Genomic DNA, 25,662 nt, shown 5'->3' with positions numbered 1-25,662 from the left:
CTAGGTAGGCCGCTACCTGCCGTTATAACGTCAGAAATCTTTCGGGGGAGACCGATCCAATGCCAATGACGCGAACGGGGGCGCTTGTCGCCGGCCTGCTTTTTTGGGGCGTTTCCGGCCCGGCTGCAGGGCAAACGATGCCGGCGGAGCAATTGATGGAGGCCGATCGGGCCTTCAACGCCATGGGGCAAAGGGAGGGCGTCGGCAAAGCCTTCATCGCCTATGCGGCGGATGCGCCCATCATGCTGCGCCCACCGAACATGCCGATCCTCGGGAAAGCTGAGCTGGTCGAGGTCTTCTCGAAGGTGACGGACTCGTCCTTGACCTGGGAGCCCCTGAAGGCGGAAATCGCCGGGAGCCAGGATCTCGGCTACACGTTCGGGCGCTACAAGGTCCACCAGAACGGCGAGGTCAAGCTCCACGGGGCTTACGTGACCATCTGGAAGAAGCAGCCGGACGGCTCGTGGAAATACGTGCTCGACGGCGGCGGCGCGACGCCGCGAGAGGTACAGAAGCCTTAATGCCTTTTGTCGCTGTCACTGCCGCTCCCGTCATGCTCGGCCTTGCTCGGCGTCGAGCGTGGCAAGACGTGGATGGCCGGGACAAGCCCGGCCATGACGGCTGATGCCTGGAGCTGATCTAGGCCGCGAAGGCTCCTTACAGTCCCAGCTTCTTCTTGCGCTGAGCCAGCGTCCGCAACCGAAGGGCGTTGAGCTTAATGAAGCCCGCGGCGTCGCGGTGGTCGTAGGCCACTGCGCCCTCTTCGAAGGTCACGAGGTCCTGGTCGTAGAGCGAATAGGGGCTCTCGCGGCCGATGAGGTGGACGCCGCCCTTGTAGAGCTTGAGCTTGACCTCGCCGGTGACGAATTCCTGGCTCTTGTCGATCATGACTTGGAGCATCTCGCGCTCCGGCGAGAACCAGAAGCCGTTATAGATCAGCTCGGCATATTTCGGCATCAGCTCATCTTTCAGGTGAGCCGCGCCCCGGTCGAGAGTGATCGACTCGATGCCGCGATGGGCGACATAGAGGATCGTGCCGCCGGGGGTCTCGTACATGCCGCGGCTCTTCATGCCGACGAAGCGGTTCTCGACCAGGTCGAGGCGGCCGATGCCGTTGATGCGGCCGAGTTCGTTGAGCTTGGCCAGAAGGTCGGCGGGGCCCATCTTCTTGCCGTCGATGGCAACGGGATCGCCCTTCTCGAAAGTGATCGAGATCACGGTCGGCTTGTCGGGCGCGGATTCCGGGTCGTTGGTGCGGGAATAGACGTAGTCCGGCACTTCGACCGAAGGATCTTCCAGCACCTTGCCCTCCGAGGAGGCATGCAGGAGGTTGGCGTCCACCGAGAAAGGAGCCTCGCCGCGCTTGTCCTTGGCGATCGGAATCTGGTGCTGCTCGGCGAAGGCAATGAGCTGTTCGCGGGAGCGCAGGTCCCATTCGCGCCAGGGGGCGATGACGGTCACGTCCGGCTTCAAGGCGTAATAGCCGAGCTCGAAACGGACCTGATCGTTGCCCTTACCCGTCGCGCCGTGGGAGACCGCATCTGCGCCGACCTTTTCGGCGATCTCGATCTGCTTCTTGGCGATCAGAGGACGGGCGATGGAGGTGCCGAGCAGGTAGAGACCTTCATACTGCGCGTTGGCGCGGAACATCGGGAACACGTAGTCGCGCACGAATTCGTCGCGCAGGTCCTCGATGAAGATGTTTTCCGGCTTGATGCCGAGAAGCTCGGCTTTCTTGCGGGCCGGCTCCAGCTCCTCGCCCTGGCCGAGATCGGCGGTAAAGGTCACGACCTCGCAGCCGTAGGTGGTCTGCAGCCACTTGAGGATGATCGAGGTGTCGAGGCCGCCGGAATAGGCGAGCACGACCTTGTTCACGCGCTTCTCAGCCATAGTCTTGATGTCCAGAATGATACGGAACCCGCGACTTAGAACGGAAGCTCAACCGGCGCAACGGGCAATTGATCACCCTCCAGGTGATATGCGTCCACGGCATCCCCGGTCGGAAATGGCTGAACTGCCTCGAAATGCGCGGATCGGCTAGGCATCCGGCCGGGGAATGACGAGCCGGCTCCGGATTGGCCCCTCACGCTCCGAACGATCTTTGACCACGAGAGGTGATCGCGATGCACCGGCCGGTCCTTGAATTCTGGTACGAATTTGCCTCGACCTATTCCTATCTCGCCGCCATGCGCATCGAAGCGGCGGCCGAGGAGGCAGGCGTCGCCCTGCTCTGGCGGCCGTTTCTGCTCGGGCCGATCTTCGCCGCTCAGGGCTGGACCACCTCGCCCTTCAACCTCTTTCCCGGCAAGGGCCGCTATATGTGGCGCGACATGGAACGGGAGGCGGCCCGCCTCGGCCTTCCCTTCTACCGGCCCGATCCTTTTCCGCAGAACGGGTTGCTGGCGGCGCGCATCGCTCTTCTCGGCGGCGATCATGGCTGGGGCCCCGCCTTTACCCGGGCGGTCTATACGGCGGAGTTCGGCCAGGGCCGCGACATCAGCGATCCGGTCGTCTTGAGCGAGCTTCTGACCGAGCTCGGCGTCGATGCGACAAGCGCGCTGGAAAAGGCGGAGACGGACGCCAACAAAACCCGCCTGCGCCGCATAGGGGAAGAGGCCCAGTCGCGTGGCATCTTCGGCGCGCCCACCTTCTTTGCCGAGGATAGCGAGATGTTCTGGGGCAACGACAGGCTGGAACGGGCCCTCGAATGGGTCGTGAGCGACCGCGCCCGCCGGACCGACTTCGTCGTCTGATCCGGCTCTGCGAAAAGCTTGTTTCCCACGGCAAAGTGCACTAAATGAGCGTCTTATCCGAGAAGACGCCGGTCAAGACGGTGCAGATGGGGTGCGCGCAAGCGTGCCCTTGTGGCGTTTAAGCCGACGTCCTTTCGGGTAAAGCGTTTCCATCCGTCGATGATACGCCGGCCCGCTTTTTTGAAGCGGTATGCCTTGTGACATGGCCCTCAAGGGGCGTCCCTGGCAGCGGCGGGTGGAGGCGATCCGTAACACGAGCCGCCGGCGTTGCCCCTTAGAAATTGGGCCATTCAGGAGAACCTATGTCCGTAGCTATGCAACAGCCGAGCCGTGAAGACTTCGCGGCCCTGCTCGAAGAATCCTTCCGTACGAACGAGATCAGCGAAGGCTCGGTCGTGAAGGGCAAAGTGGTCGCGATCGAGAAAGACGTCGCGGTCATCGACATCGGCGCGAAGACCGAGGGACGCGTCGCCCTCAAGGAATTTGCCGGCCCCAACCGCGACCGTGAACTGAAGGTCGGCGATGAGGTCGAGGTTTACGTCGAGCGCATCGAAAACGCGCTGGGCGAAGCCGTCATCTCGCGCGACAAGGCTCGCCGCGAAGAGTCGTGGGTCAAGCTCGAGAAGGCCTTCGAGGCTCAAGAGCGCGTCAACGGCGTCATCTTCAACCAGGTCAAGGGCGGCTACACCGTCGATCTCGACGGCGCCGTGGCGTTCCTGCCGCGCAGCCAGGTCGACATCCGTCCGGTGCGCGACGTCACCCCGCTCATGGGCGTGGCTCAGCCGTTCCAGATCCTCAAGATGGATCGCCGCCGCGGCAACATCGTCGTGTCGCGCCGCACGGTTCTCGAAGAGAGCCGCGCCGAGCAGCGCTCCGAGCTCGTGGCCAACCTCGAAGAGGGTCAGGTCATCGACGGCGTGGTCAAGAACATCACCGAATACGGTGCGTTCGTTGATCTCGGCGGCATCGACGGCCTGCTGCACGTCACCGACATGGCATGGCGCCGCGTGAACCACCCGTCCGAGGTCGTAACCATCGGCCAGACGGTCAAGGTCAAGATCATCAAGATCAACCACGAGACGCACCGCATCTCGCTCGGCATCAAGCAGCTCCTGGCCGATCCGTGGGAGGGCATCGCCGCCCGCTACCCGGTCAACGCCAAGCTCAAGGGCCGTGTCACGAACATCACCGATTACGGTGCGTTCGTCGAGCTCGAGCCGGGCATCGAAGGCCTGATCCACGTCTCCGAGATGTCCTGGACGAAGAAGAACGTCCATCCGGGCAAGATCATCTCCACCTCGCAAGAGGTTGAGGTCGTGATCCTCGAAGTCGATCAGGTGAAGCGCCGCATCTCGCTCGGTCTCAAGCAGACCCTGCAGAATCCGTGGGATGCCTTCGCCGAGAAGCACCCGGTCGGTTCGGAAGTCGAAGGCGAGGTCAAGAACAAGACCGAATTCGGTCTGTTCATCGGTCTCGAGAACGACGTCGACGGCATGGTCCACCTCTCGGACCTCGACTGGAACCGTCCGGGCGAGCAGGTCATCGACGACTTCAAGAAGGGCGATATCGTGCGCGCCCAGGTTCTCGACGTCGACGTCGAGAAGGAGCGCATCTCGCTCGGCATCAAGCAGCTTGCGGGCGACCCCTTCGCGGAAGCCGGCGAGATCAAGAAGGGCCAGATCGTCACCTGCGAGGTTCTCGAGGTGAAGGACGGCGGCCTGGAGGTGAAGATCGTCGATACCGATCTCTCCACCTTCATCAAGCGCAACGAACTCGCCCGTGACCGCGCCGACCAGCGCCCCGAGCGTTTCGCTGCCGGTGAGAAGCTCGATGCCCGCGTCACCCAGTTCGACCGCAAGGCTCGCCGCGTGACCGTCTCCGTCAAGGCCCTCGAGGTCGCTGAGGAGAAGGAAGCCATGGCGCAGTACGGCTCGGCCGATTCGGGCGCGTCGCTCGGCGACATCCTGGGTGCTGCCCTCAAGGCCAAAGACAAGAAGTAATCAGGCGATCCCGGACTTCGGTCCGGGGTCTCCTCTCTTCAAGAACCCGCGCGGGTCCCTCGCGCGGGTTTTTTGTTGGCTGGATGCCTTGCCGCCCTATCTGCGTTCGCCATAGGGTGCCCCTTCACAAGCCTGGGCATGATCCGGAAGGGCGGCACCGCCTTTTTCGAAAAGAACATGTGGTAACAAGAGATTAGAGCCGAATTTCATGTCCGTTGATGCTGAAGTCATTGCCGATCGCCGCCGGTTGCGCCGCAAGCTCACGTTCTGGCGCGTGGCCGGCCTTCTGGGCCTGATCGCGGCCGTCCTTGCTCTCGGCTACTCGGCCGCAGACCGGGCGGGGTTTGTCCCGGGAGAGGCCCATGTGGCGCGTGTCTCCATCAATGGTTTCATCGCGGGCAGCCAGCGCCTCGCCGATCTCATGGACCGGGTCGGCCGGGCTCCCTCGGTGTCGGGCGTCGTGATTTCGATCAACAGCCCCGGCGGCACCACCACCGGCTCCGAAGAGCTTTACCGGAACATCCGCAGGCTCGCCGAGCGGAAGCCGGTCGTGACCTTCGTGGACGGCACGGCGGCTTCGGGCGGCTACATCACCGCCATCGCAGCCGACCACATCGTCGCCCGCGAGACATCGCTGGTGGGCTCCATCGGCGTGCTGTTCCAGTATCCGGACGTCTCTCAGCTTCTGGGCAATATCGGCGTGAAGGTGGAGGCGGTGAAATCCTCGCCCCTGAAGGCCGAGCCGAGCGGCTTCAATCCCACCAGCCCGGAGGCCCGCGCGGCGTTGCAGCAGGTGGTCAACGACACCTATGACTGGTTCAAGGGCCTGGTGCGCGAGCGGCGGCATTTGAGCGACGGCGAGCTGGCCGCCGCCTCCACCGGCCAGATTTTCAGCGGCCGCCAGGGCGTACCCTTGAAGCTCGTCGACAAGCTCGGCACCGAGCGGGACGCGATCGCCTGGCTCGAACAGGAAAAGGGCGTGCGCAAGAACTTGCCGGTGCGCGAGTGGAGGCAGACCGGTGGCCCGGGCTTCTCGATCTTCGCGGCCGCCGCGACCGGTGCCGATCTGCTCGGCTTCGAGGGAGCTGCCGCAGCGTTCCGTCGCGCCTCCACGAGTGCGCAGGGCGGACAACTTGACGGTCTTCTGGCTGTCTGGCAACCTTCGGAAAAATAAAGCAGCGTCAAACAGATAACCGTTACATGATCAAATCAGAACTGGTGCTCAAGATCGCTGAGCAGAATCCGCATTTGTATCAGCGCGACGTCGAGAACATCGTGAACGCGATTCTCGACACCGTCGCCGATGCCCTAGCGAGAGGCGACCGGGTGGAGCTGCGTGGCTTCGGCGCGTTCTCGGTCAAGAAGCGGGACGCCCGCACCGGTCGCAATCCGCGCACCGGCGAATCGGTCTCGATTTCGGAGAAGGTCGTACCCGTCTTCAAGACCGGCAAGGAAATGCGCCAGCGCCTCAACGCTTCGCCCGAGCCCCTGAAGGCCGCCGCCGCCCGCTAGACCGTTTGTCCTCGAAAGTGGATGCTGATTCCGAAGCCGGTTTCGGATTCGTGGGACCGAGTCCTAAATGGTTGGACAATCGCGTGTCTCCTGCCGGCGAATCGATCTCCGCTCGGCAAAAGACATGCTCCGAACTGAAAAGAGGCGCGCGTGATTCGCTTTCTCAAGGCGCTGGTTCTTCTTCCCGTCGCGATTCTGATCGTCCTGCTCGCGGTTGCGAACCGTGGCGTGGTCACGCTTTCCCTTGACCCCTTCTCGCAGGATGCGCCGGAATTCGCGGTGCAGGTGCCGCTTTTCGCCGTGATCTTCGCCGCCGTCGCCATCGGCGTCCTGATCGGCGGCACGGCGACATGGATCGCGCAAGGCAAGCACCGCCGCGCCCGCCGCCAGTTCAAGCGCGAAGTGTCCCGGCTTCGGGACGAGGCCGAGCGCCTGCGCGCGCAGACCCCGATGCCGGTCCTGCCGGCTTCCTTGCCGCCTTCGCAGCCCCCGACTTTCTAGGGGTTCGATCCGGCGCTTCCTTCCGCCTTCCGAAACAGAACCGTCAAAGAGCATCATGCGCGTCATTACCTCCGCCGAAATCGATCGGGTTCTCACCTTCCCCACTCTGATCGACGCCCTGGCGGATGCCTTTCGCAGCGAAGTCGTGACCCCGGTTCGCCATCACCATGAGATCGAGCGGTCCGGCGCCCATGGGACCCTCCTGCTGATGCCGGCCTGGACCGGCTCCGCCATGGCGGATGGCTTCCTCGGCGTGAAAATCGTCACCGTCTTTCCGGACAACGGGGCGAAGAACCTTCCCAGCGTGCTCGGCACCTATCTGCTGATGGACGGCGCGACGGGCGCGCCCCTCGCGGGGCTCGACGGCACGCGCCTGACCGCGTGGCGCACGGCCGCCGCCTCGGCGCTGGCGGCCCGGTTTCTGGCGCGGAAAGATGCAAGCCGCATGGTGATGGTCGGCGCGGGCGCGCTCGCCCCCTTCCTCATCCGCGCGCACACAAGCCAGCGCCCGATTCGCGAGGTTTCGCTGTGGAACCACCGGCCTGAACGCGCCGAGAGCGTGGCGGCGGAACTGCGGGCGGAAGGGCTGCCCGTCACCGCCGTGACCGACCTCGAACAGGCGGTGCGCCAGGCGGACATCGTCTCCTGCGCGACGCTGTCATCCGATCCCATCGTCAAGGGCGCGTGGCTGAAACCCGGCGCGCATCTCGATCTCGTCGGGGCGTTCAATCTCAACATGCGCGAATCCGACGACGAAGCGGTGCGGCGCTCTGAAGTCTATATCGACACCCAGGCCGCGAAGAGCGAGGGCGGCGACGTGGCGCTGGCCCTTCAGGGCGGCGCGATCCCCGAGAGCCATGTGAAGGGCGATCTCTTCGATCTCTGCCGCAAGCCCGTTGCGCGCAGCGACGAGGCGATCACCCTGTTCAAGTCCGTGGGCACGGCCCTTGAAGACCTGGCTGCGGCGATGCTGGTCTGGCGCGCCCTGCCGCAATCATCGTAGCATTGGGCCATGAATCATCTGGTCAAGATCTGCGGGCTCTCCACGCCCGAGACCCTCGACGCCGCCTTGCAGGCCGGTGCGGATCTCGTCGGGTTCGTGCGCTTTGCCAAAAGCCCGCGCCATGTGGATCTCGCTCTCGGTCAAAAACTCTCCGCGCAGGCGAAAGGCCGGGCGCAACGGGTGGTTCTGCTGGTCGATGCGGACGACGTGGCCATCGCCGATGCCGTCGAGGCGCTCGCCCCTGACCTGTTGCAGCTGCATGGTCATGAGACGCCGGAGCGCGTCGCCGCCATCCGTGCGCGGTTCGGGCGGCCGGTCATGAAGGTCTTCGGCATCGCTGAAGCCGCCGATCTTGCGGTGCTCGACGCCTATTCCGACATCGCCGACCATTTCCTTCTCGACGCCAAGCCGCCGCCGATTGCGGAGGCTCTGCCCGGCGGCAACGGGTTGCCCTTCGACTGGCGGCTCCTCACCGGGCTTGACCCCCGCCTCTCCTTCATGTTGTCAGGAGGGCTCAACCCCGGCAACGTGGCGGAGGCGATCAGGCTCACCAGGGCTCGCGCCGTCGACGTATCGTCGGGTGTGGAAATCAAACCGGGTGTCAAAGACCCGGTTAAAATCGAGGCCTTCGTGAAGGCCGCAAGGGCCGCGTTTGCCGTGCCCGTATTGTAAGGCGAAGAACCGTGTCAGCTCCGGCTCAACCCAATTCCTTCCGCACCGGCCCCGATGAGCGCGGGCACTTCGGCATGTTCGGCGGGCGCTTCGTCGCCGAAACGCTGATGCCGAACATCCTGGAATTGGAAAAGGCCTATGACGAGGCCAAGGCCGATCCGTCCTTCAAGGCGGATATGGATTCCTACATGGCCCATTACATTGGCCGCCCGAGCCCGCTCTATTTCGCCGAGCGCATGACCGAACATCTCGGTGGAGCCAAGATCTACTTCAAGCGCGAAGAGCTGAACCATACCGGCGCGCATAAGGTGAACAACGTGCTGGGCCAGATTCTTTTGGCCCGCCGCATGGGCAAGAAGCGCATCATCGCGGAAACCGGCGCGGGCCAGCACGGCGTCGCGACCGCCACGCTGTGCGCGCGCTTCGGCCTTGAGTGCATCGTCTATATGGGCGCGGTCGATGTGGAACGGCAAAAGCCCAACGTCTTCCGCATGAAGATGCTCGGGGCCGAGGTCGTGCCGGTGCAATCCGGCACCAAGACCTTGAAGGACGCCATGAACGAGGCGCTGCGCGATTGGGTCACCAATGTCGCGGACACGTTCTACTGCATCGGCACGGTGGCGGGTCCGCATCCTTATCCGGCCATGGTGCGCGATTTCCAATGCGTCATCGGCAACGAGACCCGCGTGCAGATGATGCAGGCCGAAGGCCGCCTGCCGGATTCCCTCGTCGCCTGCATCGGCGGCGGCTCGAACGCCATCGGCCTGTTCCATCCCTTCCTCGATGATCGTGGCATCGAGATCTATGGCGTCGAAGCGGCGGGCCATGGCCTCGACAAGCTCCACGCCGCGTCCCTCTCCGGCGGTCGCCCCGGCGTGCTGCACGGCAACCGCACCTATCTCCTCATGAACGAGGACGGGCAGATCCAGGACGCGCACTCGATCTCGGCCGGTCTCGACTATCCCGGCATCGGCCCGGAACACGCGTGGCTCCACGATGTGGGCCGCGTGAACTACATCTCGGCCACGGACGACGAGGCTTTGGCCGCCTTCCAGCTCTGCTCGAAGCTCGAGGGCATCCTCCCGGCGCTCGAGCCGAGCCATGCGCTCGCCAAGGTCATGGACCTCGCGCCCACGAAGCCGAAGGATCACCTGATGGTCGTCAACATCAGCGGCCGCGGCGACAAGGATATTCCGCAGATTGCGGAGATTCTGGGGGCGAAGATCTGAGGCGGAACTTTTACCTCTCCCCCCGCGGGAGAGGTGAGGAAGCCTTCATCAGTCGTCCATCATGGTCTCGATGAACAATTCCGGATCGAGGCAAAATTCCCTCAACAGCCGGAAATGCTGCGTCTGCTCCAACGTGATCGGCTCCAAGCCGTACTTTGAGAGACCGAGGAGACGCGCGCCCGGATAGGCCATCAAGATGGGCGAGTGCGTTGCCATGATGACCTGACAGAATCCGGAGCCGTCCATCCGGCGCAGCAGCTTGAGAAATTCGATCTGGCGTGCCGGAGACAAGGCTGATTCGGGCTCGTCGAAGATGTAAAGGCCTTGGGCCTTACAGCGCTCCTCGAAAAATCGCAGGAAGCCTTCGCCATGCGAGTGCGATAGGAAATCAGGCCCTGCTCCGCCCGATTCCGTCGCGGCCTGATCAAGATAGGGGGAAACCGAGAAGAAGCTTTCGGCCTTGAAGAACCAGCCCTTCGTCACCTTCGGCAGCCACCCTCCGCGAAGGGCCTGCGCCAATTGTCCGCCCATGGCTTCAACGGCTTGCGAATGATCGACCGGCCTGTATCCCTTTCCGCCGCCGGCTTCGTCATAACCGGCAAGGGCGGCAATTCCCTCCAGGAGGGTGGACTTGCCCGCCCCGTTTTCCCCCACGATGATCGTCACCGCGCCGTCGAAATCGATTGAGAAATCTCCCCGTTGGAAGATCGGCAGGCAAAAGGGATAGGTCGACTTATCGACGACGCGGTTTTCATCCCACCACACACGCCTCAGGTACGGAGCGCGCATCGTCGTCATCTGAGCGCCGGTCTTCGCCATGGGATTTGCCCTGCGGTTCCTGCCAAGGAACGGTTATCGAAATGATATCTCAATCTCATAACCGCCATGTGAGATCACTGTCCACATCTCGCCATTCCCGTGCTATGGCACCACCCATGACACAGCGCATCGAAGCCCGTTTTGAAAAGTGCCGCGCGGAAGGCCGCGCCGCTCTCGTCACCTATGTCATGGCCGGGGACCCGGATCTCGAGACTTCGTTCGAGATCATGCGGAACCTGCCGAAGGCAGGCGCCGATATCGTCGAGTTCGGCATGCCGTTTACCGATCCCATGGCCGACGGCCCGGCGATCCAGGCGGCGGGCCTGCGTTCGCTTAAAGGCGGCCAGAACACCATCAAGACCCTCGATCTGGTCCGCCGCTTCCGTAGGGAAGATTCCGACACGCCGATCATTCTCATGGGCTATTTCAACCCGATCTACGTCTATGGCGTGGACCGCTTCCTGAAAGACGCCAAGGAGGCGGGCGTCGACGGCCTGATCGTGGTCGATCTGCCGCCGGAAGAGGACGATGAGTTGTGCCTGCCGGCCTTGAGCGCGGGGCTCGCCTTCATCCGCCTCGCCACGCCGACGACCGACGACAAGCGGCTTCCGGCAGTGCTCGCCAATACGGCCGGGTTCGTTTATTACGTTTCCATCACCGGCATCACCGGCGCGGCGACCCCCGACTTCGGCAAGGTCTCCACGGCGGTGGAGCGCATCAAGCGGCACACGCCGCTTCCCGTCGTGGTGGGCTTCGGCGTGAAGAACGGGGCGCATGCGGCGGCCATCGCCAAGGGCGCCGATGGGGTTGTGGTCGGCTCGGCGCTGATCGATGCCCTGAAAGGCACGCTCGACCCGCAAGAGCGCGCCACCTCGCGCTCGGTCGAGGCCGTCACCACATTGGTGAAGGAATTGAGCGAAGGCGTGCGGTCCGTGTCGAAGCGGGCGGCGGCCTGAAAAACACAAGCATCCTCATCCTGAGGGGCCGCGAAGCGGCGTCTCGGAAGGTCAGGATGCGGTTCCAGAGGGCGTGGAGACGCCCTCGTCCTTCGAGACGGCGCGATGCGCCTCCTCAGGATGAGGGCTCCGGCGCGTTCCGGAAGCAGAAAGGTTAAGAATCATGAACTGGATTTCCGAAGTCGTCCGCCCGAAGATCAAGACGCTCTTCAAGCGCGAGACGCCGGACAACCTCTGGATCAAGTGCCCGGAAACGGGTCAGGTCGTGTTCCACAAGGACGTGGAGGCGAACCAGTGGGTCATTCCCGGCTCCAACCACCACATGCGTGTTTCGGCGGCCCAGCGCCTCGGCCTGATGTTCGACGGCGGCACCTGGCTCGATGTGGCCCTGCCGGAAGTCGCCATCGACCCGTTGAAATTCCGTGACAGCAAGCGTTACGTCGACCGCCTGAAGGACGCCCGCGCGCAGACCGGCATGCAGGACGCGTTCAAGGTCGGCTATGGCCGGGTCGAGAGCGTGCCGATGACGATTGCCGTTCAGGATCTGGGGTTCATCACGGGCTCGCTCGGCACGGCAGCGGGCGAAGCGTTCATCAAGGGCGCTGAGACGGCCATCGAGAAGAAGACGCCCTATGTCGTCTTCACCGCTTCGGGCGGCGCGCGGATGCAGGAAGGCATTCTCTCGCTCATGCAGATGCCCCGCACGACGATCTCGATCCGCCGGCTGCGCGAGGCGAAGCTGCCTTACATCGTCGTGCTCACCAATCCGACCACGGGCGGCGTCACCGCGTCCTATGCCATGCTGGGGGATGTCCACATCGCCGAGCCCGGTGCGCTCATCGGCTTTGCCGGCCCGCGCGTGATCGAGCAGACCATTCGCGAGAAGCTGCCCGACGGCTTCCAGCGCTCCGAATATCTGAAGGACCACGGCATGGTCGACATGGTCGTGCATCGCCACGAGCTTAAAGCCACCGTCGCGCGGCTCGCGCGCCTCCTCACCAAGACCCCGGCGGTTGCCGCGTAAGTTGTCGAGAGCAGGGTGATGGATTCCTCCGATGCGCTAATCGCGCGCTTTCTTGGCCTGCACCCGAAGGCGATCGATCTGTCGCTCGGGCGTATTCAGCGGCTCTTAGGAGAGCTCGGGCATCCGGAACGCCGCCTGCCGCCGACGATCCATGTGGCGGGCACCAACGGCAAGGGCTCGACGATCGCGTTCATGCGGGCGATTCTGGAAAGTGCCGGACTTGCCGTGCATGTCTACACCTCACCGCATCTGGTGCGCTTCCACGAGCGCATTCGCTTGGGCCGCATCGGCGGCGGGCAATATGTGGAGGAGGACCGTCTCGTCGAGGCGCTGCGCCGGTGCGAAGCGGTGAATGCGGGCCAACTGATCACGGTGTTCGAAATCACCACCGCCGCCGCGATCCTGTTGTTTTCGGAAGAACCGGCGGATGTGCTTCTTCTCGAGGTCGGTCTCGGCGGGCGTTTCGACACGACAAACGTGATCGACAATCCGGTGGCCGCCGTCGTCACCTCCATCGGCCAGGACCACGCGGAATTTCTCGGCACGTCGTTAGCGGGCATCGCGCGCGAAAAGGCGGGCATCTTCAAGCGCGGCTGCCCCGCCATCATCGCCACGCAGGATTATCGCGAGGCGGATGAGGCCTTGTGCGCCGAGGCGGAGCGTGTCGGCGCAACCCCGATCGTCGTCGGCGGGCAGGATTTTTCCGTCCACGAGGAAGGCGGAAGGCTCGTCTATCAGGACGAGAAGGGCCTGCTCGATCTGCCGTTGCCGAAGCTCATCGGTCGCCATCAATTCATCAATGCGGGAACGGCCATCGCCGCGCTTCGCGCCGCGGGTTTCGAGAAATTCGAGACCTCGGCTTTTGAAGCCGGATTGACCCGCGCCGAATGGCCCGGGCGCTTGCAGCGTCTCACCAAGGGTCGCTTGCCGGAGATCGCGCCGGAGGGCTGCGAGCTGTGGCTCGATGGCGGCCACAACCCCGATGGCGGGCGCGTGCTTGCCGCCGCCATGGCGGATCAGAGCGAGCGCAGCGACGCGCCGCTCGTGATCATCGCGGGAATGCTCGGCACCAAGGATTCGGAAGCCTTCTTCAAGAACTTTCTGGGCCTCGCACGTGAGGTGATCGCGGTGCCGATCGCCGGCCAGATCGCATCGCGTCCGGCGGAAGAAGTGGCGTCCATCGCGCAAAGCGTCGGGCTGACAACCTCGATCCAGCCCAGCGTCGAATCGGCTCTCGCTTCGCTCCACAACCACGTCTGGGACCACCCGCCCCGCGTGTTGATCTGCGGCTCGCTCTATCTCGCGGGTGAAGTGTTGGCGGCAAACGGCACGCCGCCGCAATAGGATCTCCCCACTCCCGTCCTGATCGTCACCGGGCTCGCCCCGGTGACCCCGATCCGCGCGGCGGTTCGTTCGGCACGGCCGGGACAAGGGGAAGAGGCCGCCAACGCGCTTGATCTTTGCATCCGGCTCCCGGAAAGAAGATCTGTCATGCCCTCAAATTCTCCGCCTGCTTCGCGCATCGCGCGCCTGATGCTCCAGGATTTTCGCACCTATGCGAGCCTGGACCTCGCGGTGTCGCGCCCGCTCGTCGCGCTCGTCGGCGAGAACGGGGCGGGCAAGACCAACGTGCTGGAAGCGATCTCCCTCTTCATGCCGGGACGGGGGTTGCGGCGCGCGGAACTTGCCGAGATGGCGCGCAACGGCGGCCCGGGCTCCTTTGCCGTCTCGCTCACCCTCGACACCCCTTACGGCGAACATCGCCTCGGGACCGGGATCGAACAGCCGGGCGAGGGCGTGCGGAGTTCGCGCACCTGCCGCATCGACGGTGCGAGCGTCTCCTCCCCCACCGTGTTTGCCGAATTCCTACGCCTCGTCTGGCTGACGCCCGATCTCGATGCCCTGTTCCGGGGGCCGGCGGGCGACCGCCGCCGCTTCCTCGACCGCTTCGTGCTCGCGGTCGACGCCGAGCATGGCGCGCGGGTCAACGCGCTGGAACGCGCCTTGCGCTCCCGCAACCGGATTCTGGAGGAGAGCCCCGATAACCGCTCCTGGCTCGACGCGATCGAGCGCGAAGTGGCGGAGCTCGGCATCGCTGTCGCCGCCGCGCGCCGGGAGACCGTGGCAAGGCTCGCGGCCCTGATCCTGGAAACGCGCGAGGAGGCTTCAGCCTTTCCCTTCGCCACCTTGAGCCTCGACGGCGAGATCGACCATCTCGTCACAACCCTTCCCGCCGTCGATGCGGAGGACCGTTATCGGGCGATCTTGCGCGAATCCCGCCCCCGCGACCGCGCCGCCGGGCGCACGCTCATCGGTCCCCAGGCGACGGACCTTCTCGTACGGCACGGGCCGAAGGACATTCCGGCCAACACCGCCTCGACGGGCGAGCAGAAGGCGCTCCTGATCGGCCTCGTCCTCGCCCATGCCCGGCTCGTGGGCCGCATGAGCGGCCTTGCGCCTTTCGTCCTCCTGGATGAGATCGCCGCCCATCTCGACCCGAGACGCCGCACCGCGCTTTTCGACGCGCTCGAAAGCCTCGGCGGACAGGTGTGGATGACGGGAGCCGATCCGAGCCTTTTCGCCGAATTGCAGGGGCGGGCCGATCTGTTGCACGTCACCGCCGGCCATATCGAGCCTTCGAACCCCGCATGACTTTTGCACGCCCTTTCTTCACCTTGAGCGGCCTCGGTCTCCTGGGCGTCCTTGCGATGATTCCGGTTCTGGAGCGCGCCGTGGCGCAGCTTCGCCAATTGCCGAACGGGCCTCAGATGCCCGATGCCGCCCTGACCGCGATTCTCCTGGTGCAGCCGACGCTCTTTCTCCTGGTTGCCGTCGCGCTGGGCGTGGCTCTCGCGGAGAAGGCCGGATTGACCTCGCTGCTGCTTCGTCGCCTGCGCGGCCGCGCGATCTCGGGCGCGGGAGCTTGGGCGGCGACGCTCCTCGTTGCTATCGCCGCCGCGACCGCCGTCGCAGCGGCGGATCTGATCCTGCGCCATCTGTTTCCGGCATCCCTCGCGGGTTTGCCCCGTCTGGATGACGCCACTCTTTCCGTGGTCGGTCTGCTCTATGGCGGCATCACCGAAGAATTGATGATGCGGTTCGGGCTGATGACCCTGCTGCTCTGGCTTGGCATCCGCCTGGCGGGGAACCGAAATCCCTTCATCGTCTGGCTCGCGATCCTGCTCTCGGCTCTCGCCTTCGCGGCGGGCCATCTCCCGGCCCTGACAGGAATGGGGCCGCCGGACACGGTCCTGATCGTGCGGACGCTCGGCCTCAATGCCGCCTTGGGGCTCATCTACGGATGGCTCTATGCCTATCGCAGCCTGGAACACGCCATGCTGGCGCACGCCGCCAGCCATGTCGTATTCTGGGCCGTGACACCGCTTCTCGTCGCTCTGGGATTGTGATTCATGGATCTCGCCGGCCTCCTGGTCTTCTCCACCGCCCTGTTCATCGCCGCCGCTTCACCGGGACCCGGCATCGCGGCCATCGTCGCGCGGGTTCTGGGGCGGGGCACTAAGGGTGCGGTGGCGTTCACGGCCGGCATCGCCATCGGTGACGTGGTCTGGCTGACCTTCGCCATCGTGGGCCTCGCTGCTCTCGCGCAGGCCTTCCACGAGGTCTTCCTGGTCATCAAATGGGCCGGCATCGCGTACCTGCTTTTCATCGCCTACAAGCTTTGGACCGCGCCGGCCGAGGCGCGCGAGGTGGAGGCCAATCCGGTCTCCGAGCATCCGGCCAAGCTTTTCCTCGGCGGAATTGCCGTCACCCTGGGCAATCCGAAGGTCATGGTGTTCTACCTCGCCCTGCTGCCGACGATTCTCGATCTCACCCGTGTGACGATGCTGGGCTATGTGGAGCTGGTGGCCGCGACCCTGGCGGTGCTGACTGTGGTGCTGGGGGCCTATATCGTGCTCGCCGCTCGCGCCCGGCGGCTGTTCACGAGCGCGAAGGCCATCAGGGCCCTGAACCGGACCACGGGAACGGTGATGGCGGGCGCAGCGGCCGCAATTGCGGCACGTTGAGGCGACGCGGCCCGGATGCCGGACTTTTCCAAGCCTTTTCGCGGCCTTTCCCCGCGCGCGTAGGCGCGCGGGGGTGAAATTTCAACAAAAAGTGCCTAAATACTTGATCTAACGAATCAAACGACAGAGCGTGCACTGCTTCCCGCCGCGCTCCGAAGGACCCCAAATGGCTGAACCCGCAGCGAACGTGAATGCCGATGCCTATGGCGCGGACTCGATCAAGGTGCTCAAGGGCCTTGATGCGGTGCGTAAGCGGCCGGGCATGTATATCGGCGATACCGACGACGGCTCGGGCCTGCACCACATGGTCTATGAGGTGGTGGACAACGCCATCGACGAGGCGCTCGCCGGCCACGCCACCGAAGTGACCGTCACGCTCAACGCCGACGGCTCGGTGACCGTGACCGACAACGGCCGCGGCATCCCGACGGACATCCACCCGGGCGAGGGCATCTCGGCGGCCGAGGTCATCATGACCCAGCTCCATGCGGGCGGTAAGTTCGACCAGAACTCCTACAAGGTTTCCGGCGGTCTGCACGGCGTGGGCGTCTCGGTGGTGAACGCGCTGTCGAGCTGGCTCAAGCTGCGCATCTATCGCAATGGCAAAGCGCACGAGATCGAGTTCCGTCATGGCGACGCCGTGGCCCCGCTGGCCGTCGTCGGCGACGCAGAAGGCAAGCGCGGCACGGAAGTGACCTTCCTGGCCTCGACAGAAACCTTCACCATGGTGGAATACGACTACTCCACCCTTGAGCACCGCCTGCGCGAGCTCGCCTTCCTGAATTCCGGCGTGCGCATCGTCCTCACCGACAACCGCCACGCCGAGCGCAAGCGCGAAGAGCTGATGTATGAGGGCGGCGTCGAGGCCTTCGTGCGCTATCTCGACCGCGCCAAGACGCCGCTGATCCAGCAGCCCGTCATGATCCGCTCGGAAAAGGACGGCATCGGCGTCGAGGCGGCGCTCTGGTGGAACGACTCGTACCACGAGAACGTCCTCTGCTTCACCAACAACATCCCGCAGCGCGACGGCGGCACGCACCTTGCGGGCTTCCGCGCCGCCTTGACCCGTCAGGTCAACGGCTATGCGGAATCCTCCGGCCTGACGAAAAAGGAAAAGGTTTCGCTCACCGGCGACGATTGCCGCGAGGGCCTGACCGCTGTCGTCTCGGTGAAGGTGCCCGATCCGAAATTCTCCTCGCAGACCAAGGATAAGCTCGTTTCCTCGGAAGTGCGTCCCGCGGTCGAGAACGTGCTCAACGAGGCGCTGAACAACTGGCTCGAAGAGCATCCGAACGAGGCCAAAACCCTCGTCGGCAAGGTGGTGGAAGCCGCCGCCGCCCGTGAAGCGGCGCGTAAAGCCCGCGAACTCACGCGGCGCAAGGGCGCGCTCGACATCGCGTCGCTGCCCGGCAAGCTCGCCGATTGCCAGGAGCGCGATCCGTCGAAATGCGAAATCCTCCTCGTCGAGGGCGACTCGGCCGGTGGCTCCGCCAAGCAGGGCCGCGACCGCGCTTTCCAGGCGGTTCTGCCGTTGCGCGGAAAAATCCTCAACGTCGAGCGCGCGCGCTTCGACAAGATGCTGTCGAGCCAGGAAATCGGCACGCTGATCACCGCGCTCGGCACCGGCATCGGGCGCGAGGAATTCAACCCCGACAAGCTGCGCTACCACCGCATCATCATCATGACCGACGCGGACGTGGACGGCTCGCACATTCGCACGCTACTGCTGACGTTCTTCTTCCGCCAGATGCCGGAGTTGATCGAGCGCGGGCACCTCTACATCGCGCAGCCGCCGCTCTACAAAGCGACGCGCGGCAAGTCGTCGATCTATCTCAAGGACGAGCGCGCGCTCGAAGACTTCTTGATCGATGCGGGCATCGACAACGCATCGCTGCGTCTCGAATCGGGCGTCGAGTTCCAGGGCGATCAGCTGAAGGGCCTGATCGACGAGGCCCGCCTGGTGCGGCAGGTTCTGTCGAGCCTTCACTCGCGTTACAATCGCAAGGCGGTGGAGCAGGCGGCGATCGCCGGCGCACTACGCCCCGACGTGGTCGACGATCCGGAGCGCGGTGCCGCCGCCGCGACCTATATCGCACAGCGTCTCGATGCGATTTCCGAAGAACTCGAGCGCGGCTGGACCGGCGAGGTCCGCGAGGGCGGCTACGTGTTCTCGCGCGTCGTGCGCGGGGTGAAGCAGGTCGCCCTTCTCGACCAGGGGCTCATCGCCAGCCAGGAAGCCAAGAAGCTCGACGAGCGCGCGAAGTCCCTGCAGGACGTCTATGCCAAGCCGGCTGCGCTGGTTCGCAAGACCGACGAGATGCAGATCGACGGACCGTTGACGCTCTTCACGTCCGTCCTCGCCGCCGGTCGCAAAGGCTTGCAGCTGCAGCGCTATAAAGGTCTGGGCGAAATGACCGCCCAGCAACTCTGGGAAACCACCCTCGACCGCGACGTGCGCTCGCTGTTGCAGGTGAAGGTGAAGGACACCACCGACGCCGACGATCTCTTCGTCAAGCTCATGGGCGACGTGGTGGAACCGCGCCGCGAGTTCATCCAGGAGAACGCGCTCAGCGTGGCCAATCTCGACGTTTAAGTTTGGAAGAAGTGGAGCGCATTCCGATCCAACGGAATGCGCTCTACCCGGAATCGCTTTGGGGACCGCACCAGCCGGGCAGATATTCAGCCTGACGGCTTTTGGCGAAGTCGAGCGCCTGTTCCAGGGCCTGCTCGAAACTGTCCTCCAACAACTTTCTCTTCACGTTCCGACGAAGAAAGTCGGCCCACAAAAATTCGCTGTAGAGCGTCGTGTCCTTGGCGTATCCGCCCACGCGCCGGAGTTCACCCGCTAGCGAGCGGAAGGGATCATCGACAAGCCCGTCGACCGATTTCGGAATGTCCCGATGGGTCTTCAATTGGCCTTTCGCGTCATAGACGTGCATCCAGTTCTTGTGCGCGAGCACGTACCAGAACGCATCCTTCTCCAGGCCGCTCAGATCCGCCACAACCGAGGTCAGGATATGCTCGACACCTTCGCGGTGGAGCGCCAGCGCCAAGTGGTGATGGTCGAGAATGTAGCTCCGCCCCTTTGGTCCGAGGACCACCGGAATCATGTGCGTGCCCAAAAACTGCGCGCCCTTTTTCCCCTTCTCACGCCAGCGGCGGCGTTTCTCCTCGACTTCCCGCATGCCGACCGTGATCTGCGTGGGGCGCAGATCTTCAAGCGGGACAGGCTTAAGGACCGGCTCTCGAACATCTTGCATGGTCGCGCTCCAGGCGGATTGCCCGGTATTTTAGAGCGCTCGGACGATCCGACCATGGCCGCCTGCGGCCCCATCCGAGGTCCGTTATTTATTGCGCCGATACCGCGCCGACATCACCTCTTTCCACGTGCCATCGTCGTTGAGCATCCGCGAGGTGAGCACGCGGCGGTCGTCGTCCTCGAAGGCGATGATGTCCTGATATTTGGCGCGCCTCCCTTCGGTCCAGAAATCGGGGCCTTCGGTTTCCAACGTGAGCACGTTTCCCGTTTCGTCGAGCGCGCCCTCGTAGAGCCACATGTGGCTCATCATCGAGCCGACCCAGGTGCCGATGTAGCGCTTCTTGTGCGGATCGTAGCCGAGCGTCATGATCGTCGTCGCCGCGCCGCCACCGGGCATTTCGCCCTCCCCCTCCGCAACGACCCAGATGCCATCCAGCGAGCGGACGTTCTCCGACCATGAGGTGGGCGCTTCATCGGAGGTCATGATCCATTCGCCGGCCAATTTCTGCAGCCATTGATGTTCCTTCAGCGGTTCAGCCTTCATGGTGTTCTCCCTCTTTCTTGTTTCACGTCGACATTTCGGCGGGGCGTCAGCCGTCGGCGCCGCAGCAGGCATGGAGGTTGGCGGCAGCCTCATACTCGTCATGGCGGCGCACCCAATCCATGATGGTCGTCTCGTTGCGGCCCTTGGGCGCACGATCGAGAAACATGAAAGCGCCGAGCATTTCTTCAAGGCCCCGCGCGTAGGTCGAGTAGGTGTGGAACACGTTGCCCGCATCGTCCCTGTAGAAAGCGCTGAGGCCGGGAAGCTCCTCGAACGCGTTCGCCGCATCGAGGGACGCGAAATTGTAGAGCACCGGGCCGTTCGCGAGCTGATCCTTCGTGAAGGACACGTGATAATCGTAGTTGAAGTCGTTGCCGGACGAGGAGGCCCAGGGGAAGCGCCAGCCCATGCGCTTTCTGTAGGCTTCAATCTCATGCAGCGTCGCGCGCGACACCGCCATCAACGTCACGTCGTGGTGGTTCAGGTGGATCAGCGCACCGCCGAAGTGATCGGCGAGGAGGGAGCAGCTGGGACAGCCGGCCTCCCACCCCGGCCCGAACATGAAATGATAGACCATGAGCTGACTGCGGCCGTCGAACAATTCGGCCAGGGTCTTGCGGCCGGTCGGCGTATCGAAGACGTAGTCCTTCTCGACCTTCACCCAGGGGAGCGCCATGCGCTCCTCGTTGAGCTTGTCGCGAAAATGCGTGAACTCCTTCTCGCGGGCGAGAAGGGCCTTGCGCGCGGCGACCCATTCCTCCTGCGATACGATCCGGTTGTGCTGCATGGTGGTCATCCTCCGGTTTCGAGCGACGGTGTTGCGGTCCGGTCTTGACTTAATACGTTGATACCAACATTATTAACTCATGTCAAAATCCGCCGTTCTTCCGTTCGAGACCACCCTTCTGGTTCGCGATACCTGCCTCTGTCTTCATGTGCAGCGCGCCGCGCGGGCGCTCGCACGACGTTTCGATGAGGCGCTGCGGCCGGTCGGTCTCACGAATGGACAGTTTTCGCTGCTGATGTCATTGAACCGCCCCAACCCCGCGAGCATGGGCTCGGTGGCCTCTCTGCTCGCCATGGACCGCACAACCCTGACCGCCGCGCTCAAGCCGTTGGAGCGGCGCGGGCTTGTCGCGGTGACGGCGGACCCGAAGGATAGGCGCAGCCGCCTGATGACGCTGACGCCGGAGGGCCGAAGCTTGCTCGCGAGCGCCGTTCCGATCTGGGAGAGCACGCACGCCAGGGTCGAAGATCTTCTTACCGGGAGCGATCCGAACGGATTACGGAGCAACCTTCGCGCGCTGTCCTGATCCCACGCACGCGCACCCTATTCCGCGAAGGCGGGAAGCCTCTTGAGAGCGTCCAAGAATTCGCGCGGCCTGCCGTAGAATTGCTGATGCGGCAACGCGTAGAGATTGCCCTCGTGTTCGAGGATGAGGCTCGGAAAACCGCCAAGCCCAAGGCGCGCCATGAGACCCCGCGTCTCGTCGATATGCGCATCGACAGGGATGGCACGAAAGGCTTCGGTGAACGCGTCCTCGCGAAATCCGATTTCAGCGGCGAGCGATGTGAGCACCGCATCCTCCACGACCCGCCTTCCATCGACATAATGCGCATGTTGAATCGCGCCCAGCATGGTCAGCGCCCGCGTGGGATCAAGGCTTTGCGCCGCCAGCACCGCCGCGATGGTCGGGCGCGAATGGAACACGGTTTTTTCATCCGGCAGCAAACCGTCGAGATAGGCGGAGCCGAAGGTCTGGCCGCTCAATTCGGCGATCCGACCATCGGCCGCACGGATCATGTCGCGCTTGGGCGGTGGCAGATGCGTCGGCTCGGCCCAGAGCCCGCCGCCATGAAGCCGAATCTCCAGGCCCGGGATCGTGCTCAGCACATCGACCAGAGGCTTGGCCGCGTAGCACCAACCGCAGAGCGGATCGTAGAAATAATGGACAATCGCCATCCTTCGCTCCTCAAACGCGCGTCGCGGTCTGCCTTCGTATCACCCACCCCGCACCACCTGACAAGGAGCGAACGGTCCCATCGCCTCTTGCCATGACGCAGGAGCGCTCAATCTCTCCGTCTTCGGTTTCATGTGAAGGGAGAGGGCGCCATGAGCGGCAAGAAGATTTTGATGATCGTTGGCGATTTCGGCGAGGATTACGAGATCATGGTACCGTTCCAGGCCCTTCTCGCGGTTGGTCACACGGTCCATGCGGTCTGTCCCGAGAAGAAGGCGGGCGACGCCATCGCGACCTCGATCCACGATTTCGAGGGCCAGCAGACCTATTCCGAAAAGCGCGGGCATAACTTCACGCTCAACGCCTCCTTCAGCGAGATCACGGCGGAGAACTACGACGCTCTTGTCATTCCCGGCGGCCGTGCTCCTGAATATCTGCGCCTGAACGACAAGGTCATCGCAACGGTGAAGCATTTCTTCGAAACCGGAAAGCCGGTCGCCGCGATCTGCCACGGCGCGCAAATTCTCGCCGCTGCCCGCGTGCTCGAAGGCCGCACCTGCTCCGCCTATCCCGCCTGCCGCCCCGAGGTCGAACTTGCAGGCGGCACTTATGCCGACATCGCCATGGATGCAGCCGTGACCGACGGCAATCTGGTGAGCGGCCCGGCCTGGCCCGCACACCCCGCCTGGATCTCCCAATTCCTCAAGGTGCTCGGAACGCAGATCCAACATGCAATCATCGCCAAGGCGGCGTGACGCATCTGCAAATCTCGCGAGCGCGACTGCCGTCAGGCGGTCGCGCCGTAGCCGAACATCGACTTGATCTCTAAAAATTCCTCGAACCCGTACCGGCCCCATTCGCGACCGTTGCCGGATTGCTTGTAGCCGCCGAAAGGCGCGGCGTTGTTGCCGGCCCCGCCGTTGAGATGCACCATGCCGGCCCGGATCTGCCGCGCGACGCGCCGTGCGCGTCCAAGATCGGCGGACATCACATGGCTCGACAGGCCGTAGACCGTGTCGTTCGCAATCGTGATGGCCTCTTCCTCCGTCTCGTAGGGCAGGATGCTCAGGACCGGCCCGAACACCTCTTCCCGCGCGATGGTCATGTCGTTCTTCACATCGGCAAAAACGGTCGGGCGGACATAGTAGCCGCGGTTCAGTCCGGTGGGCCGCCCCGTGCCGCCGGTCACCAGCGTCGCGCCTTCGGCGATGCCCTTGGCGATCAGGTCCTGAATGCGATTGAACTGGATCTCGCTGACGACGGGGCCCATGCTCGTGCCCTCGTCGCGCGGATCGCCGACGACCTGGGCCTCGGCGAGGCGACGGGCGATGTCCGACGCGTCCTTCTGCCAGGCCGCGGGGACAAGCAGCCGCGTCGGCGCGTTGCAGGATTGGCCGCTGTTCCTGAAGCAGATACGGGCGCAATTGGTGACCGCCGCTTCGAGATCCGCATCATCGAGAACGATGAAGGGCGACTTGCCTCCAAGCTCCTGGCTGACCCGCTTGACCGTGTCCGCTGCCGCCTTCGCGACCTGTATGCCAGCCCGCGTCGAACCGGTGAACGACACCATGTCGATGCCCGGATGGCTTGCGATGGCATGACCCACCACGGGCCCATCGCCGTTCACCAGGTTGAACACGCCCGCGGGCACGCCCGCCTCGTGCAGGACCTCCGCGAAGACGATCGCCGAAACCGGCGCGACCTCGCTCGGCTTCAGCACCACGGTGCATCCGGCGGCGAGCGCCGGGCCGACCTTGCAGGCGATCTGGTTCAGGGGCCAGTTCCACGGGGTAATGAGGCCGCAGACGCCGATCGGTTCGCGGGTCACGAGGGTGCCGTCGATCGCCTCGTCGAACTCGTAGGTTTTCAAAACCTCGAGAATGCGCGTCAGGTGCGAGAGCCCGGCCGCCGCCTGCGCCGTCTTCGCCAGCGTGAGGGGCGCCCCCATCTCGGAAGAGATGGCGTCCGCAATGTCATCGCTGCGCCGGCGATAGATCGCGATGATGGATTCAAGCAGACCCACCCGCTCCTGCCGGCTGGCGCGCGCGTAGGATGGGAAGGCGCGGCGCGCCGCATCGACCGCCCGGTCGACATCGCGTCCGTTACCAAGGGCGATGCGCGCGAACGGTTCCTCGGTGGCGGGATTGATCACGTCGATGAGGCGCGGCTCATCCGCCTCGACCCAAGCGCCATCGACATAGAATCGGTCGTAAGTGGACATCCTGCTCATCCTTGTTGAATCGCCTGAACACGGCTCCGATCACGGCCGCCCGAAAAGCGCCTGCTGCCATGACGCGACGCATCTTTCATCGGTTGAGTCAGTTGACCCAATCGGCGGCCAAGGCGTCAAGGTCGGACACTGCCCGCGTCAACGCTGGACCGTAGAGACCAGGAAGAGCGGGTGAGAAAGGCGCTCTCACCGACAACGCTTGGACCAAAAATCTCGAGCTGGCGAATGGAGTTTGGAGAGGCCCTCTTTCCCGAGGGCCTGCACAATCGCGTTTTCGTCAGAGACCCGTGTCGAACGAGTACGAAACGGTCAGGCCGACGCCGATCTGGTTCTCGGAGCCGAAGCGCTTGACGATCGGGCTGTTGGCGGCATCGCTCACGAGGCGCTTGTACGACACGAACGCCGTGGTCGACCATTGCTGCGACCAATCATAGCTCAGACCAGCCGTCGCTCCGACCGAGGTGATGCCGCCGGAGGGGTTGTAGGGCGTCACCAACCCGTTCACAGCCGCTTCGAAAGGCGTCACGCCGAAATAGGTCTGGGTAAATTCGCTGTCGCCGAGTGCGAGGCGCGGCCCGAGCGAGAGAATGAAGGCGCCGAGCCTCTGCACCCAATCGATGCCAAGATCCGCAACGAAGCCGTCATGCCCGTTGACGCCATGCCGGATTTCGGCGCGTGCGCGCAGGAAGTCCACCGGCCAGTATTCGAGGAAGAGACCGGGCTCCACGGCCCAGTTGATCTTCTCGAGGCCGTAAAGGCGCCGGTCGTTCTTGAGGTAACGACCACCCTGGAACCGCCCCACCACGCCGAAACGGAAAGCCGAATCCTCGAGAACCGAGAAGCTCAGGCCGTCATCGGGCGCGCTGAAGCGCTGGGGCGCGCCCGCGCGACGGAAGCTGATGGACGGGTACCCGATGGCGCTGAAATCGTCGGAGCCGGGATAGGACGACCCGACACCGAGATTGCCCTTCACGGTCGCGATCCAGCCCGAGGCGGGGATCGGTGCGGGAGCCGAAAGCGGGTCGGCCGCGAAGGCGGGAGTCACGGCCGAACCGAGCGCAAGGAGAGTGACGAGAGCTGGATTCTTCCAAAGACGCATGACATTTCCCAAGGGCAGGTTCAACGGGCCCGTTCAGACCGCAAAACGCGCATCAGGTCAAGCAACCACAGGAGA

Annotated in this window: 26 protein-coding genes; 18 read left to right on the top strand and 8 right to left on the bottom strand. The window is 64.1% G+C overall.

Features of this window, described 5'->3' with window-relative positions:
* Positions 1-59 precede the first annotated feature (59 nt).
* On the top strand, positions 60-521 hold the full coding sequence (locus I2H38_RS07390) for a YybH family protein (RefSeq protein ID WP_196271166.1): 462 nt from the start codon (positions 60-62) through the stop codon (positions 519-521).
* A gap of 136 nt (positions 522-657) precedes the next feature.
* On the opposite strand, the gene I2H38_RS07385 is transcribed toward I2H38_RS07390, so the two are convergent.
* Entirely contained in the window at positions 658-1,890 is a 1,233-nt protein-coding gene (locus tag I2H38_RS07385; protein WP_196271165.1) for an argininosuccinate synthase, read from the bottom strand.
* Between the two features lie 233 nt (positions 1,891-2,123).
* Here I2H38_RS07385 and I2H38_RS07380 point away from each other — a divergent pair, with 233 nt between their 5' ends.
* The 8 genes from I2H38_RS07380 to trpB all read left to right on the top strand — a co-directional run bounded on the left by I2H38_RS07380 (position 2,124) and on the right by trpB (position 9,670).
* The gene (locus I2H38_RS07380) at positions 2,124-2,753 is read left to right on the top strand and encodes a 2-hydroxychromene-2-carboxylate isomerase (protein WP_196271164.1); all 630 of its coding nucleotides are present in this window, start codon (positions 2,124-2,126) and stop codon (positions 2,751-2,753) included.
* Between the two features lie 302 nt (positions 2,754-3,055).
* A complete protein-coding gene (gene rpsA / locus I2H38_RS07375; RefSeq protein WP_196271163.1) occupies positions 3,056-4,753 on the top strand; it encodes a 30S ribosomal protein S1 in 1,698 nt (565 codons plus the stop codon).
* Between the two features lie 208 nt (positions 4,754-4,961).
* A complete protein-coding gene (gene sppA, locus I2H38_RS07370; RefSeq protein WP_196271162.1) occupies positions 4,962-5,927 on the top strand; it encodes a signal peptide peptidase SppA in 966 nt (321 codons plus the stop codon).
* 26 nt (positions 5,928-5,953) lie between these two features.
* Positions 5,954-6,265 carry an integration host factor subunit beta gene (gene ihfB, locus I2H38_RS07365; RefSeq protein WP_196271161.1) on the top strand — a complete coding sequence of 104 codons (312 nt, stop codon included), beginning with the start codon at positions 5,954-5,956 and terminating at the stop codon, positions 6,263-6,265.
* A 150-nt stretch (positions 6,266-6,415) separates the two neighbouring features.
* The gene (locus I2H38_RS07360) at positions 6,416-6,766 is read left to right on the top strand and encodes a lipopolysaccharide assembly protein LapA domain-containing protein (protein WP_196271160.1); all 351 of its coding nucleotides are present in this window, start codon (positions 6,416-6,418) and stop codon (positions 6,764-6,766) included.
* Between the two features lie 55 nt (positions 6,767-6,821).
* A complete protein-coding gene (gene lhpI, locus I2H38_RS07355) occupies positions 6,822-7,769 on the top strand; it encodes a bifunctional Delta(1)-pyrroline-2-carboxylate/Delta(1)-piperideine-2-carboxylate reductase (protein WP_196271159.1) in 948 nt (315 codons plus the stop codon).
* 9 nt (positions 7,770-7,778) lie between these two features.
* Positions 7,779-8,441, top strand: a complete 663-nt coding sequence (locus I2H38_RS07350; RefSeq protein WP_196271158.1) for a phosphoribosylanthranilate isomerase — start codon at positions 7,779-7,781, stop codon at positions 8,439-8,441.
* A gap of 11 nt (positions 8,442-8,452) precedes the next feature.
* Complete coding sequence (gene trpB, locus I2H38_RS07345) at positions 8,453-9,670, top strand: tryptophan synthase subunit beta (RefSeq protein WP_196271157.1); 1,218 nt, start codon at positions 8,453-8,455, stop codon at positions 9,668-9,670.
* A gap of 48 nt (positions 9,671-9,718) precedes the next feature.
* On the opposite strand, the gene I2H38_RS07340 is transcribed toward trpB, so the two are convergent.
* The gene (locus tag I2H38_RS07340; protein ID WP_196271156.1) at positions 9,719-10,489 is read right to left on the bottom strand and encodes an AAA family ATPase; all 771 of its coding nucleotides are present in this window, start codon (positions 10,487-10,489) and stop codon (positions 9,719-9,721) included.
* A 116-nt stretch (positions 10,490-10,605) separates the two neighbouring features.
* On the opposite strand from I2H38_RS07340, the gene trpA reads away from it, so the two are divergent.
* The 7 genes from trpA (at position 10,606) to gyrB (ending at position 19,087) form a co-directional block, all read left to right on the top strand.
* Positions 10,606-11,445: a tryptophan synthase subunit alpha gene (gene trpA, locus I2H38_RS07335; RefSeq protein WP_196271155.1), complete on the top strand. Its 840-nt coding sequence runs from the start codon at positions 10,606-10,608 to the stop codon at positions 11,443-11,445.
* Between the two features lie 163 nt (positions 11,446-11,608).
* Entirely contained in the window at positions 11,609-12,469 is an 861-nt protein-coding gene (gene accD, locus I2H38_RS07330; protein ID WP_196271154.1) for an acetyl-CoA carboxylase, carboxyltransferase subunit beta, read from the top strand.
* Between the two features lie 18 nt (positions 12,470-12,487).
* Complete coding sequence (locus tag I2H38_RS07325) at positions 12,488-13,813, top strand: bifunctional folylpolyglutamate synthase/dihydrofolate synthase (RefSeq protein WP_196271153.1); 1,326 nt, start codon at positions 12,488-12,490, stop codon at positions 13,811-13,813.
* A 147-nt stretch (positions 13,814-13,960) separates the two neighbouring features.
* On the top strand, positions 13,961-15,121 hold the full coding sequence (recF, locus tag I2H38_RS07320; RefSeq protein ID WP_196271152.1) for a DNA replication/repair protein RecF: 1,161 nt from the start codon (positions 13,961-13,963) through the stop codon (positions 15,119-15,121).
* Positions 15,118-15,876 (top strand): CPBP family intramembrane glutamic endopeptidase, encoded by a 759-nt coding sequence (locus I2H38_RS07315; protein ID WP_196271151.1) that lies wholly within the window; start codon positions 15,118-15,120, stop codon positions 15,874-15,876. The genes recF and I2H38_RS07315 overlap by 4 nt, the downstream gene beginning before the upstream one ends.
* A gap of 3 nt (positions 15,877-15,879) precedes the next feature.
* Entirely contained in the window at positions 15,880-16,494 is a 615-nt protein-coding gene (locus tag I2H38_RS07310) for a LysE family translocator (protein ID WP_196271150.1), read from the top strand.
* 166 nt (positions 16,495-16,660) lie between these two features.
* Complete coding sequence (gyrB, locus tag I2H38_RS07305) at positions 16,661-19,087, top strand: DNA topoisomerase (ATP-hydrolyzing) subunit B (RefSeq protein ID WP_196271149.1); 2,427 nt, start codon at positions 16,661-16,663, stop codon at positions 19,085-19,087.
* A gap of 43 nt (positions 19,088-19,130) precedes the next feature.
* On the opposite strand, the gene I2H38_RS07300 is transcribed toward gyrB, so the two are convergent.
* The 3 genes from I2H38_RS07300 to I2H38_RS07290 form a co-directional block, all read right to left on the bottom strand.
* Entirely contained in the window at positions 19,131-19,754 is a 624-nt protein-coding gene (locus I2H38_RS07300) for a ParB-like protein (protein WP_196271148.1), read from the bottom strand.
* A gap of 84 nt (positions 19,755-19,838) precedes the next feature.
* On the bottom strand, positions 19,839-20,297 hold the full coding sequence (locus I2H38_RS07295) for a DUF1579 domain-containing protein (RefSeq protein WP_196271147.1): 459 nt from the start codon (positions 20,295-20,297) through the stop codon (positions 19,839-19,841).
* Between the two features lie 46 nt (positions 20,298-20,343).
* Positions 20,344-21,084, bottom strand: a complete 741-nt coding sequence (locus I2H38_RS07290) for a DUF899 domain-containing protein (RefSeq protein WP_196271146.1) — start codon at positions 21,082-21,084, stop codon at positions 20,344-20,346.
* A 79-nt stretch (positions 21,085-21,163) separates the two neighbouring features.
* Here I2H38_RS07290 and I2H38_RS07285 point away from each other — a divergent pair, with 79 nt between their 5' ends.
* On the top strand, positions 21,164-21,610 hold the full coding sequence (locus tag I2H38_RS07285; protein WP_196271145.1) for a MarR family winged helix-turn-helix transcriptional regulator: 447 nt from the start codon (positions 21,164-21,166) through the stop codon (positions 21,608-21,610).
* 17 nt (positions 21,611-21,627) lie between these two features.
* Here I2H38_RS07285 and I2H38_RS07280 read toward each other — a convergent pair whose 3' ends face one another.
* Positions 21,628-22,260, bottom strand: a complete 633-nt coding sequence (locus I2H38_RS07280; RefSeq protein WP_196271144.1) for a DsbA family protein — start codon at positions 22,258-22,260, stop codon at positions 21,628-21,630.
* Between the two features lie 150 nt (positions 22,261-22,410).
* Here I2H38_RS07280 and I2H38_RS07275 point away from each other — a divergent pair, with 150 nt between their 5' ends.
* The gene (locus I2H38_RS07275) at positions 22,411-23,013 is read left to right on the top strand and encodes a DJ-1/PfpI family protein (RefSeq protein ID WP_196271143.1); all 603 of its coding nucleotides are present in this window, start codon (positions 22,411-22,413) and stop codon (positions 23,011-23,013) included.
* Between the two features lie 32 nt (positions 23,014-23,045).
* On the opposite strand, the gene I2H38_RS07270 is transcribed toward I2H38_RS07275, so the two are convergent.
* Both I2H38_RS07270 and I2H38_RS07265 read right to left on the bottom strand, forming a co-directional pair.
* Positions 23,046-24,479, bottom strand: coding sequence for an aldehyde dehydrogenase family protein (locus I2H38_RS07270; RefSeq protein ID WP_196271142.1), 1,434 nt, complete (start codon positions 24,477-24,479; stop codon positions 23,046-23,048).
* Positions 24,480-24,765: 286 nt separating this feature from the next.
* Entirely contained in the window at positions 24,766-25,587 is an 822-nt protein-coding gene (locus tag I2H38_RS07265) for a MipA/OmpV family protein (RefSeq protein ID WP_196271141.1), read from the bottom strand.
* Between the last annotated feature and the right edge of the window lie 75 nt (positions 25,588-25,662).

Origin of the sequence: Microvirga alba, from assembly GCF_015694465.1 — a bacterium.
GTDB classification, from domain to species: domain Bacteria; phylum Pseudomonadota; class Alphaproteobacteria; order Rhizobiales; family Beijerinckiaceae; genus Microvirga; species Microvirga alba.
This window is presented reverse-complemented; position numbering and strand designations above follow the sequence as displayed.

Bases quoted from the DNA above. Each gene is read 5' to 3' on its own strand.
- I2H38_RS07325 (WP_196271153.1), top strand. From the start codon at position 12,488: ATGGATTCCTCCGATGCGCTAATCGCGCGCTTTCTTGGCCTGCACCCG.
- rpsA (WP_196271163.1), top strand. From the start codon at position 3,056: ATGTCCGTAGCTATGCAACAGCCGAGCCGTGAAGACTTCGCGGCCCTG.
- I2H38_RS07385 (WP_196271165.1), bottom strand. From the start codon at position 1,890: ATGGCTGAGAAGCGCGTGAACAAGGTCGTGCTCGCCTATTCCGGCGGC.
- lhpI (WP_196271159.1), top strand. From the start codon at position 6,822: ATGCGCGTCATTACCTCCGCCGAAATCGATCGGGTTCTCACCTTCCCC.
- I2H38_RS07295 (WP_196271147.1), bottom strand. From the start codon at position 20,297: ATGAAGGCTGAACCGCTGAAGGAACATCAATGGCTGCAGAAATTGGCC.
- gyrB (WP_196271149.1), top strand. From the start codon at position 16,661: ATGGCTGAACCCGCAGCGAACGTGAATGCCGATGCCTATGGCGCGGAC.
- I2H38_RS07290 (WP_196271146.1), bottom strand. From the start codon at position 21,084: ATGCAGCACAACCGGATCGTATCGCAGGAGGAATGGGTCGCCGCGCGC.
- I2H38_RS07265 (WP_196271141.1), bottom strand. From the start codon at position 25,587: ATGCGTCTTTGGAAGAATCCAGCTCTCGTCACTCTCCTTGCGCTCGGT.
- I2H38_RS07380 (WP_196271164.1), top strand. From the start codon at position 2,124: ATGCACCGGCCGGTCCTTGAATTCTGGTACGAATTTGCCTCGACCTAT.
- I2H38_RS07350 (WP_196271158.1), top strand. From the start codon at position 7,779: ATGAATCATCTGGTCAAGATCTGCGGGCTCTCCACGCCCGAGACCCTC.
- I2H38_RS07315 (WP_196271151.1), top strand. From the start codon at position 15,118: ATGACTTTTGCACGCCCTTTCTTCACCTTGAGCGGCCTCGGTCTCCTG.
- I2H38_RS07340 (WP_196271156.1), bottom strand. From the start codon at position 10,489: ATGGCGAAGACCGGCGCTCAGATGACGACGATGCGCGCTCCGTACCTG.
- trpA (WP_196271155.1), top strand. From the start codon at position 10,606: ATGACACAGCGCATCGAAGCCCGTTTTGAAAAGTGCCGCGCGGAAGGC.
- recF (WP_196271152.1), top strand. From the start codon at position 13,961: ATGCCCTCAAATTCTCCGCCTGCTTCGCGCATCGCGCGCCTGATGCTC.
- accD (WP_196271154.1), top strand. From the start codon at position 11,609: ATGAACTGGATTTCCGAAGTCGTCCGCCCGAAGATCAAGACGCTCTTC.
- I2H38_RS07310 (WP_196271150.1), top strand. From the start codon at position 15,880: ATGGATCTCGCCGGCCTCCTGGTCTTCTCCACCGCCCTGTTCATCGCC.
- I2H38_RS07280 (WP_196271144.1), bottom strand. From the start codon at position 22,260: ATGGCGATTGTCCATTATTTCTACGATCCGCTCTGCGGTTGGTGCTAC.
- ihfB (WP_196271161.1), top strand. From the start codon at position 5,954: ATGATCAAATCAGAACTGGTGCTCAAGATCGCTGAGCAGAATCCGCAT.
- I2H38_RS07270 (WP_196271142.1), bottom strand. From the start codon at position 24,479: ATGTCCACTTACGACCGATTCTATGTCGATGGCGCTTGGGTCGAGGCG.
- sppA (WP_196271162.1), top strand. From the start codon at position 4,962: ATGTCCGTTGATGCTGAAGTCATTGCCGATCGCCGCCGGTTGCGCCGC.
- I2H38_RS07285 (WP_196271145.1), top strand. From the start codon at position 21,164: ATGTCAAAATCCGCCGTTCTTCCGTTCGAGACCACCCTTCTGGTTCGC.
- I2H38_RS07300 (WP_196271148.1), bottom strand. From the start codon at position 19,754: ATGCAAGATGTTCGAGAGCCGGTCCTTAAGCCTGTCCCGCTTGAAGAT.
- I2H38_RS07390 (WP_196271166.1), top strand. From the start codon at position 60: ATGCCAATGACGCGAACGGGGGCGCTTGTCGCCGGCCTGCTTTTTTGG.
- I2H38_RS07275 (WP_196271143.1), top strand. From the start codon at position 22,411: ATGAGCGGCAAGAAGATTTTGATGATCGTTGGCGATTTCGGCGAGGAT.